The sequence below is a fragment of the Nocardioides campestrisoli genome, assembly GCF_013624435.2.
GTDB lineage: Bacteria > Actinomycetota > Actinomycetes > Propionibacteriales > Nocardioidaceae > Nocardioides > Nocardioides campestrisoli.
Genome location: NZ_CP061768.1, coordinates 460,668 through 470,225 on the forward strand (window position 1 = coordinate 460,668; position 9,558 = coordinate 470,225).

The following is a 9,558-nucleotide window of genomic DNA, read 5'->3' on the forward strand; positions in this document are numbered from 1 at the left end:
GACGACGTTCCGAGACGTCATGAGCCAGTGGCCCAGCGGGGTCACCGTGGTGACGACGCTGGCGGGTGACGGGGCGTGGCACGGCATGACGGCCAGCTCGTTCTCCAGCGTCAGCCTGGAGCCGCCGCTGGTCTCGATCTGTCTCACCAAGACGCTCTACTCCCACGAGCTGATCGCGGCGAGCGGGATCTTCGGGGTCAACGTGCTGGCCAAGGACCAGACCGACGTCGGTCGGCGGTTCGCGGGCATGGACGCCAGTGCCGACCGGTTCGCCGGCGAGACCTGGTCGACCGACCAGACGGGCGTGCCTTTGCTCGACTCGGCGCTGGGCTGGTTCGACTGCCGGGTCGTGCACGCCTACCCCGGCGGGGACCACACCATCTTCGTCGGTGAGGTCGTCGGCGCCCGCGCGGCTCGTCGTTCCGCGCCCCTGCTCTTCCACGCCCGGGGCTGGGGCCAGTTCGCCGACGTGCTGCCCGACGTGGCCGCGCTGTCGGACCCCGGTGTGGTCGGGGGACTGGCCGTCGCCGCGCGGGACCAGGAGGTCGCTCACGTCGCCGCGGGCGTGGCCGGTGCCGGCGCCCGGGTCCGGGTGGCCGACCTGACGGGTGCAGTCAGCCTCGAGGAGGCCGGCGCCATGGTCCCCCGCACGCTGCCGCTGGAGACCGCCAGTGTGCTGGTCGCCGACCGGGCCCAGGCCGACCTCGTCCTGGCCGCGGGCGTCAGTGTCGTGGAGATCTGCCTGGATCCCGGGAAGCCGGGGCGGACCGAGGAGCTTCTCGCGGCCCTGGGCGGGATCGAGTTCCGGAGCGCCGTGCGGATCCAGGACCCGTTCGCACCCGAGCGCCTGGACGTCGTCCTCGATGCGATCGAGCAGCTCGCGGCAGCCCGGGTGCTCGAGATCGGCGTGCCGGACACGGCGGGGTCGGCGACCCCGTTGCGAGTGCGCGCCTTCCTCCAGGAGGCGGTGGCGCTGGCGCGACCGGTGCCGCTGCGGATGGGTCTGCACGACCGCGACCGCCTGGGCCTGGTCAAGGCGATCATCGCCCTCAAGAGTGGTGTGCGTCACTTCGACACCACTCTGGCCGGCATCGACGGAGCGGTGGCGACCGAGGACCTGGTCCGACTGCTCGAGGAGGTCGACGTGCACACCCCTGTCGACTCCGCCGCCCTGGCGGCACTGGCCCGGGAGCTCCGCGCCGGTGCACCCACCCCACTGACCCCGTCCTCGCTGGTCGAACCCAGCGGACCCCAGATCGTAGGAGCAGCAGGATGACGTCGAAGACCACCGCAGAGCTCGTGTTCCCGGACCTCACCGAGGCGGAGCGGGAGCGGGCCAGGCGGGTCGAGTCCGTGCTGCCGACGATCGCCGCGGCCGCCGAGTCTGCCGACGAGCACGGTGCCTTGCCCGAGGGGCACCTCAAGCTGCTCGGCGACGCCGGGCTGCTGGGCCTGGTGGTGCCTGAGGAGTTCGGCGGTCTGGGTGGCGGCCTGCGCGACCTGGCCGCCACGACCTACGCGCTCGGCACGGTCTGCGGCTCCACCGCCCTCGCCTTCTTCTTCCACTGCTCCTCCTCCTCGCGGGGCATGCTGCCGCTGGCTGCGTTGGAGGCCGGTCTGTACAGCGAGGAGGAGGCGCCGGACGTCAGGGCCTTCGCGCACAAGGTGCTGCACCTGATGGGCAGGGACAAGAAGGCCATCGGCAACTTCGCCAGCGAGGCCGTCAAGGCCTCCAACGCCAACGTGCTGATCCGCACCACCGCGACCCGCACGGACGGCGGCTGGCTGCTCAACGGCGAGAAGTCCTTCGGCTGCCTCTCCGGGTCCGCCGACTACTACCTCGTGACGGCTCGCCGCGACGACGTCGAGGGCCTGGATGCCCTGACGCTGTTCCTGGTGCCCCGGACCAGCGCAGGGGCTCGCCCGCGGGCGCCGTGGACCGGGCTGGGGATGCGCGCCTCGGACAACCACGGCCTGGTGCTGGAGGACTGCTTCGTCCCCGACGAGCTGTCGCTGGCAGTGCCGGGCGCCTTCACCCGGGCCACCCAGATGTCGCGCGGCTCGTGGGTCGGCAACCAGATCGCCATCGCCTCCATCTATGCCGGGATCGCGCAGGGCGCCTGGGCCTTCGCCCTCGACCGCACGATGCGGGCCACCTTCGCCGACACCGGCAAGCCGATCGCGTCCAGCCCGATGCACCAGGTCATCATCGGGGAGGGCGAGCGGCACCTGGCCGAGGCGCACCTGTGGCTGCGCCGCCAGGTCGACCTGGAGGCGAGCGACCCGCCGCTGCTGCCGAAGAACGAGGTCGTGCAGTCCTGGAAGCTCGCGAAGGGCGCCATCTGCGAGCACGCCCACGAGGTGGCCCTCTCGGCCCTGAAGATGTGCGGCACCTCCGGGGCCCTGATGGGCAACGTGACCGGCCGAGCCGTGCGCGACACCGCCATGGGACTGGTCCAGGCGTTCCCGGCGGAGCGGGGCAAGCTGGACCTGGCCAAGATGATCGTGGAGAACGAGGGCTGGGCGGGTCTCACCACGACCGACAGCTTCCAGAAGCCGGCCGGGGCGCGATCATGAGCGAGTCGTCGGCGGTCTCGGTGCCACGAGCCGACCTCGTGGTCCCGGCCGTGGAGCAGCTCGTCGACGGCGTCTGGTCGACGCCCGGTGACCTGCTGGGGCTCGGCCTGATCGATCCGTTCACCGGCGAGGCTCTGGGCGAGGCCGTCGCCAGCACCGAGAGCGACGTCGAGACCGCGCTCGCAGCAGCGCACCGGGTGCACGCCACCGCCGCGTGGAGCGACGTCCCGGTCGAGCGGCGAGCCGAGATCCTCGACGCCGTGGGGGAGGCCCTCGCGGCCGAGCTGCCGAGGCTGGCGGCACTCGAGTCGCTCGCCACGGGCGTGCCGATCACCCAGACCAGCATCGTCGCGGTGATCGTTCCCGGCGCCTTCCACCTGGCCGCCGAGATGCTGCGCGCGGGCGTGCTGCTGGAGACCCGGGTCGGAGAGTCCGGCCACCAGGTCGAGGTGCACCGGCTGTCCCAGGGGCCGGCGCTGTGCCTGGTGCCGTGGAACGCCCCGGCGCCGATGGCCGCACACAAGATCGCCTCATCCCTCGCCGCCGGCGCGCCGACCCTGCTCAAGCCGAGCGAGTACGCGCCGTGGGGCACCACCGAGCTGGCTCGCGTGGTGGACCGGGTGCTCGGCGAGCAGCAGGTGGCCCCCGGCACGTTCCAGCTGCTCCAGGGCGGCGCGTCGGTCGGCGGACGGATGGTCAACGACCGACGGGTGCGCGCGGTCTCCTTCACCGGCGGGCTGGCCGCTGGCCGCGCCATCGCCGCGGCCTGCGCCGCCAACTTCACCGCCCTCCAGCTCGAGCTCGGCGGCAACAACCCGCTCGTGGTCATGCCTGACGCCGAGATCGAGGATGCGGCCCGTGCCGCGGCCGAGCTGCTGACCACCCTCAACGGCCAGTGGTGCCGGGCGTTGGGCCGCCTCGTCGTGCCGGAGGAGATGGCCGACGACCTGCTCAAGCGGATCGGCGCCCGGCTGGCCGACCTGAAGGTCGGCGACCCGCTGGACCCGACCACCGAGCTGGGGCCGATCGTGCACCCGGGCCACCTCGCCCGGCTGCGCGCCGAGATCGAGACCCGGGTCGCCGCGGGCGGAACGGAGCACTCCTTCACGCCGCTCCCCGAGTCGGGCGGCAGCTTCCTGGCTCCCACCCTGCTCACCGGCGTGCCTGACGAGGCGTCCGAGGACGAGATGTTCGGGCCCGTCGCCACGGTCCACCCCTACGCCGACCTCGACGAGGCCGTGGCCCTGGCCAACGGCACGCCGTTCGGTCTCGAGGGCTACGTCGTGGGCGCCGACACCGAGGCGGCGCTCGCGGTGGCCCGTCGGGTCCGCGCCGGCGAGGTCAAGGTGAACGGCTCGACGATCATGAGCCTGCACCTGATGACGCCCCGCCCCGCCTGGGGGCTCTCCGGCATGGGCGAGGAGGGGAGCATCGAGACGATCCGCGTCTTCACCTGCGCCCGGGTGGTCGGCGTCGAGGGCGGCTTCGCGCTGCACGGAGGATGACGAGCGCGACCGCGTCTGCCCAGCGGCTGCGGGAGCTGCTCGACGGGCCGGCCGTGGTGCGCCTGCCAGGCGTCTTCGACGCCCCCTCGTCGGCCCTCGCCGCGCAGGCCGGCGCCTCGGCCGTGTGTCTGTCCGGGGCCACCGTCTCCGCCGTCGATCTGGGGGTGCCCGACCTCGGCTTCGTGCACGGCACGGACATCGCCCGGCGGGCGGCCTCCCTGGTGCCGTCCCTGGACGGGGTGCCGCTGCTCGCCGACGCCGACACCGGCTACGGGCATGCGCTCCAGGCCCGGCAGACCGCCAGGTCGTACGCAGCCGCCGGGATAGCCGGACTGCACCTGGAGGACCAGGAGTCGCCCAAGCGGTGCGGGCACCTGGCGGGCAAGTCGGTGGTGGACGCGGCCGAGGCTGCCGGACGGGTCCGGGCGGCGGTCGAGGCCGGCACCGGTCTGGTCGTCGTGGCTCGTACCGACGCCCTGTCGGTGCGGGGGCTGAGCTCGGTGGTGGAGCGCTGCCTGGCCTTCGCCGACGCCGGCGCCGACGCGGTCTTCGTGGAGGGTGCCGGGCTCGCCGAGCTGGAGGAGGTCGCCGCCGCCCTGGCCGCCCGCGGCCACCGGACCCCCCAGGTCTACAACCGCTCCGAGGCAGGTGGCGCGATCGACTCCGGCCCCGGCGACGAGGAGCTCTACCAGGTCGGGGTGCGACTGGTGATCCACCCGGTCTCCGCGCTGCTGGCCGCGGCGTACGCCGTCCGCCGCGCGATGAACGAGATCCTGACCAGCGGCCACGCCGGGAGCGTGGACCGCCTGGCCTGGCCCGAGCTGACCGACCTCGTCGGGCTGCCCGGACTGCTCGATGACGAACAGCGCTACGCCGCCCCTTCGGCGGCCCGGTTGGAGGAGCGAAGCAGATGAGCGACGACCAGCAGACGGTGATCGTGGTGGGCGCGGGACCGGTCGGCCTGACCGCGGCGCTCGTCCTCGCCCGGGCGGGGATCAGCGTCCGCGTCCTGGAGGCCGGCGAGGGCCTGGCGGCGGAGTCACGTGCCTCCACCTACCACCCGCCGAGCCTGGAGATGCTCGACGATCTCGGGGTGCTCGAGCCGCTGATGGAGCGTGGCCTGGTCTCCACCGGCTTCCAGTACCGCGACCGCCGTACCGGGCCGATCGCCGACCTCGACCTCGGCGTCCTGGCCGAGGACACCCGGTTCCCGTTCCGGGTCCAGTGCGAGCAGAGCAAGCTGACCCCGATCCTGCTGGCGGCCCTGGGCGAGCTGCCGCACGTGCGGGTGGAGTTCTCCCAGCGGGTGGTGCAGGCCGAGACGGTCGGCCAGCGCGCGTGGGTCGGCACCGCGTCCGGCGACGTGCTCACCGCCGACTGGGTGGTGGGTGCGGACGGCGCCAGCTCCCTGGTGCGGCAGAGCGCCGGCTTCGAGTTCGAGGGGATGACCTATCCCGAGCGCTTCCTGGTGGCCTCCACCACCGAGGACCTGGCCACGATCCTGCCCGGCGTCGCGGCGGTCAACTACGTCTTCGACCCCGAGGAGTGGCTGGTGCTGCTCCGCACCCCGGAGCACTGGCGGATCCTCTTCCCGACGGACCCCGAGACCGCCGACGAGGTGGAGATCGACCCCGCGCGGATCCAGGCGCGCCTGGCCGGCGTCGTCGACCTCGGTCGGGACTGGGACGTCCTGCACACGACGCTCTACCGGGTGCACCAGCGGGTGGCCGACACCTTCCGCAAGGGACGGCTGGTCCTGGTCGGCGACGCGGCCCACATCAACAACCCCCTCGGGGGCATGGGCATGAACAGCGGCCTGCACGACGCCGTCCTCCAGGCCGCGGCGCTGGTGCGGGTGCTGACCGGCACCGGCACCGAGGCCGAGCTGGACGAGGTCTGCGAGGCGCGGCGGCAGGTGGCCCTCTCCTACGTCAAGACCATCACCCACGACAACTGGGAGCGGCTGCGCCAGACCGACCCGGAGGCGCAGCGGGCCTACCACGACGAGCTGCGCGCCCTGGCCGCCGACCCGGCGAGGATGCGCGCCCACCTGCTCAACACCTCGATGATCAACTCGCTGCGCGGGGGACGTCCCGTGGCGACGGTCGGCGGGGTCCCTCAGTGATCACCCGCCACAACCCGGCACGTCCCGACGAGGTGGTCGGGACGGTCGAGGTCACCACCCCCGCGCAGGTCGACGCCCAGGTCCGGGCGGCCGCGCTCGCGCAGGTCCCGTGGGCCAGGACGCCGGTGGCCGAGCGGGCCGCCCTCCTCCTGCGGGCCGCGGACGCGCTCGACCCGCTGCTCGACGAGATCGCCGAGCTGGCCTCCCGCGAGACCGGCAAGGTGCTGGCCGACGCGCGCGGCGAGGCGGGGTTCGCCGTCGCCGTGCTGCGCTGGTACGCCGGCCGGGCGGCCGAGGTGATGGCCGACCGGCACGAGGACGCCGACCGAGGACGCCTGCGGACCAGGCACCGCCCGTTCGGCGTGGTCGCCGCGATCACCCCGTGGAACGCGCCCCTGGTCCTCACTGCGCTCAAGGTGGCGCCCGCGCTGGTGGCCGGCAACGCCGTCGTGGTGAAGCCGTCGCCGCTGGCGCCGTTCGCCGCCGGCCGGTTCCTGGCGGCGGTCGCGGCGGTGCTGCCCGAGCACCTGCTCGGCGTGGTGCACGGCGAGGTCGAGACGGCCACCGCGCTGGTCGGGCACGAGATGGTCTCCCGGGTGGCCTTCACCGGGGGCGACGTCGCCGGGCGGGCGATCGCGTCGCTGGCCGGGCGCAGCCTGACCCCCAGCGTGCTCGAGCTCGGGGGCAACGATCCCGCGCTGCTGCTGCCGGACGCCGACCTGGACGACGCGGCGTACGAGCGGCTGGTGATGGCGGCGTTCGCCACCAGTGGACAGGTCTGCATGGCGCTGAAGCGCCTCTACGTTCCGGCGTCGCGGCTCGAGGAGGTGGTCGCCGGCCTGGTGCGGGCGGCCGACCGGGTGCTGCACGTCGGCGATCCGCTGACCACCGGAGTCACCATGGGGCCGGTGGTCAGCGCGGAGTCGGCCGCCCGGGTCCGCGGGCTGGTCGCCCGGGCTGCCGAGGAGGGCGCCGAGGTGGTCGAGATCGGCACCGTGGTCGGTGACCTGTCCCACGGGCACTACGTCCGGCCCACGCTGGTGCTCGGGGCGCACGACGAGAGCCCCGTGGTCGCCGAGGAGCAGTTCGGTCCCACGTTGCCGGTGCTCTCCTACGACTCGGTCGAGGAGGCCGTGGCCCGCGCCAACTCCGGAGAGCTCGGCCTGGGGGCGTCGGTCTGGTCGGCCGACGAGGAGCTGGCCTTCGAGGTGGCCGCGCGGCTCGAGGCGGGATTCACCTTCGTCAACACCCACAACCGCACCGGGATGGCCCTGCACGCGCCGTTCGGCGGGGTCAAGCGCTCCGGCTGGGGCCGCGAGTACGGCGACGACGGGCTGCTGGAGTACGTCCAGCCGTGCGTGACCCACCTGCCGGGCGCCTTCCGGGCCGGTGCTGCCGGACTCTCCGCCTCGGCGTACCCGAGCACCTGAGACGGAGGGGCGACTTCTCGAGGTCGTCCCTCCCCAGCGGTGCGTTGATAGGATATATTTTCTCTGGAGAAGTCGTTCACGAGAGGGAGACGCATGACCCAGAACCTCAAGTCGGTGCAGGAGTACTTCGACGACGCGGGTCCCACCGACGTGACGGCGCTCTTCGCCGACTGGAAGGCGCTGGTCGACCGGCTCAGTGCCAAGGTGCAGCAGCGGTTCGAGCTCGAGCGTGACCCCTCGACCCTGGAGCTGGAGGCGTTCACCAGCGAGAACGGCCCTTCGGGCAGCGTGCGCGGATACTCCGGCCCCGAGATCGACTGGATGATCCACTCGCACATGGAGAACGCCGCCGCCGGCTTCGTCAACGTGCACCTGACCATCTGGCTCGGCCCGCAGGTGCGGGTGCCGCACTTCGGCATGGCGCTGGGTGCCTTCCCGCAGGGGTGGCTCTTCCTCGACTCCGTGCCGCGGTCCAACCTGCTCGTCGACACCGAGTCGTTCGACGCCTACTACGCACCGCTCAACGACGAGTGGGAGCGGATCCAGGCGGAGAACGACTGGCTGCAGCCCTTCGTGAGCCGCAGCGCGTTCGTGCGCGCCAGTCTCTCGCCCACCGCCTACTGCATGATGGGGCCGGGCGACCGCCGGACCACCGACCTGGTCACCGACCTGGCGGAGCGCCACCTCGACCGCTGGCTCGGGTGGGTGGACGAGGCGCAGCCCGTCCCGGTCGAGGAGCAGGCCGCGCTCGCCGCGCAGGACGAGCTGGTGCGCCGCAACATCGCCGAGCGTGACCCCGCCAACGAGATGGGAGACCGGTTCTTCGGACCGGAGATGACCCAGCAGCTGGTGCGTGCGCTCTGGGGTGGAGACCGTCAGCTTCCCCGGCCGCACCAGCGCTGAGGGCAGCCGCATGGACGTCGCCGACCCGGGACTGGTGCGCAGCCACCGCACGGCCGTGCGCGTGCCGGGTACGGCGGCGCCGTTCGACACGATGCACGTCACGGTGCGCTATCCGGCGCTCGCGGCGCGCACCGAGCTCGAGCGGATGAGCGGCGTGCTGCCCGCCGACCCGGCCGGCGCTCCCTACCCGGTCGTCGTCGTGCTGCCCGGGATCAACGTGGCCTCCTCCGGCTACCTGGGGCTGGCCGTCACGCTGGCCCGGGCCGGCATGGTCTGCGTGACCTTCGACTGGGTCGGCGAGCTCTTCCCGGGCCAGCACGGGCTCACCCCCGGCGTCGACCTCGACGCGGTCTCGCCGCAGACCTACGGGTCGCGCCCGACCACGCCCGCGCTCGGCGCCGTGCTGGCCGCGTTGTCAGGGGCGCAGGGGGCGGGCCCGCTGGCCGGTCTCCTGGACCTGGACCGGGTCGGCATCTTCGGGCACTCCGCGGGCGGCACGGTGGCGCTCCAGTCGGCTCGAGCGGCCTGGTTCCCCCAGGTCCGCGCGGTGGCCACCTACGGCGCCCACACCATGGCCTCCCAGCAGCTCGGCTTCGAGGCGGGCACGCTGCTGGCGTCCCCGGTCGAAGCCGCCGTGATGCTGGTCGCCGGCACGGCCGACGGCGTGGTCGCCGCCAGTGCCGTCCGCTACGGGGAGGAGGCAGGCGCGCCCGGGCACGACCCGGTGGAGCGGACCTGGCTCGAGGCGCTGCCCCTGGCTGCCGAGGCGTGGCTGGTCCGGCTCGCCGGAGCCGGCCACATGCTGCCGGCGGCTCCGGAGGACGCAACATCGGCGCGCGGCTTCCTGGAGGAGCCCACCGACGCCGACCAGGATCACCTGCGCGGCGTGCTCGCCGAGCTGGTGACCACCTTCTTCGCTGCCAGGCTCATCGGTGACGCCGAGTCCAAGGCCGCGCTGGATCGATGGCACGACCATCGCAGACCCGAGATCGTCGACGTCAGTCGTCGCTAGGAGGAA

General features: G+C 73.3%; 8 protein-coding genes. All 8 read left to right on the plus strand.

The genetic code is table 11. From position 1 onward, the window contains the following. The first annotated feature begins 19 nt into the window (after window positions 1-19). Window positions 20-1,276 carry a flavin reductase gene (locus H8838_RS02215; protein ID WP_185995301.1) on the plus strand — a complete coding sequence of 419 codons (1,257 nt, stop codon included), beginning with the start codon at window positions 20-22 and terminating at the stop codon, window positions 1,274-1,276. Next, a complete protein-coding gene (locus H8838_RS02220) occupies window positions 1,273-2,577 on the plus strand; it encodes an acyl-CoA dehydrogenase family protein (RefSeq protein ID WP_181309712.1) in 1,305 nt (434 codons plus the stop codon). Before H8838_RS02215 ends, H8838_RS02220 begins: the two co-directional genes overlap by 4 nt. Next, window positions 2,574-4,082, plus strand: coding sequence for an aldehyde dehydrogenase family protein (locus H8838_RS02225; protein WP_181309711.1), 1,509 nt, complete (start codon window positions 2,574-2,576; stop codon window positions 4,080-4,082). The genes H8838_RS02220 and H8838_RS02225 overlap by 4 nt, the downstream gene beginning before the upstream one ends. Further along, complete coding sequence (locus tag H8838_RS02230) at window positions 4,079-4,996, plus strand: isocitrate lyase/PEP mutase family protein (RefSeq protein WP_185995300.1); 918 nt, start codon at window positions 4,079-4,081, stop codon at window positions 4,994-4,996. Before H8838_RS02225 ends, H8838_RS02230 begins: the two co-directional genes overlap by 4 nt. Next, window positions 4,993-6,207, plus strand: a complete 1,215-nt coding sequence (locus H8838_RS02235) for an FAD-dependent oxidoreductase (protein ID WP_185995299.1) — start codon at window positions 4,993-4,995, stop codon at window positions 6,205-6,207. Before H8838_RS02230 ends, H8838_RS02235 begins: the two co-directional genes overlap by 4 nt. Further along, window positions 6,204-7,637: an aldehyde dehydrogenase family protein gene (locus H8838_RS02240; protein ID WP_185995298.1), complete on the plus strand. Its 1,434-nt coding sequence runs from the start codon at window positions 6,204-6,206 to the stop codon at window positions 7,635-7,637. The genes H8838_RS02235 and H8838_RS02240 overlap by 4 nt, the downstream gene beginning before the upstream one ends. A gap of 93 nt (window positions 7,638-7,730) precedes the next feature. Beyond that, complete coding sequence (locus H8838_RS02245) at window positions 7,731-8,540, plus strand: oxidoreductase (protein ID WP_185995297.1); 810 nt, start codon at window positions 7,731-7,733, stop codon at window positions 8,538-8,540. Between the two features lie 10 nt (window positions 8,541-8,550). Further along, a complete protein-coding gene (locus H8838_RS02250) occupies window positions 8,551-9,552 on the plus strand; it encodes an alpha/beta hydrolase family protein (protein ID WP_181309703.1) in 1,002 nt (333 codons plus the stop codon). Window positions 9,553-9,558: the final 6 nt, after the last annotated feature.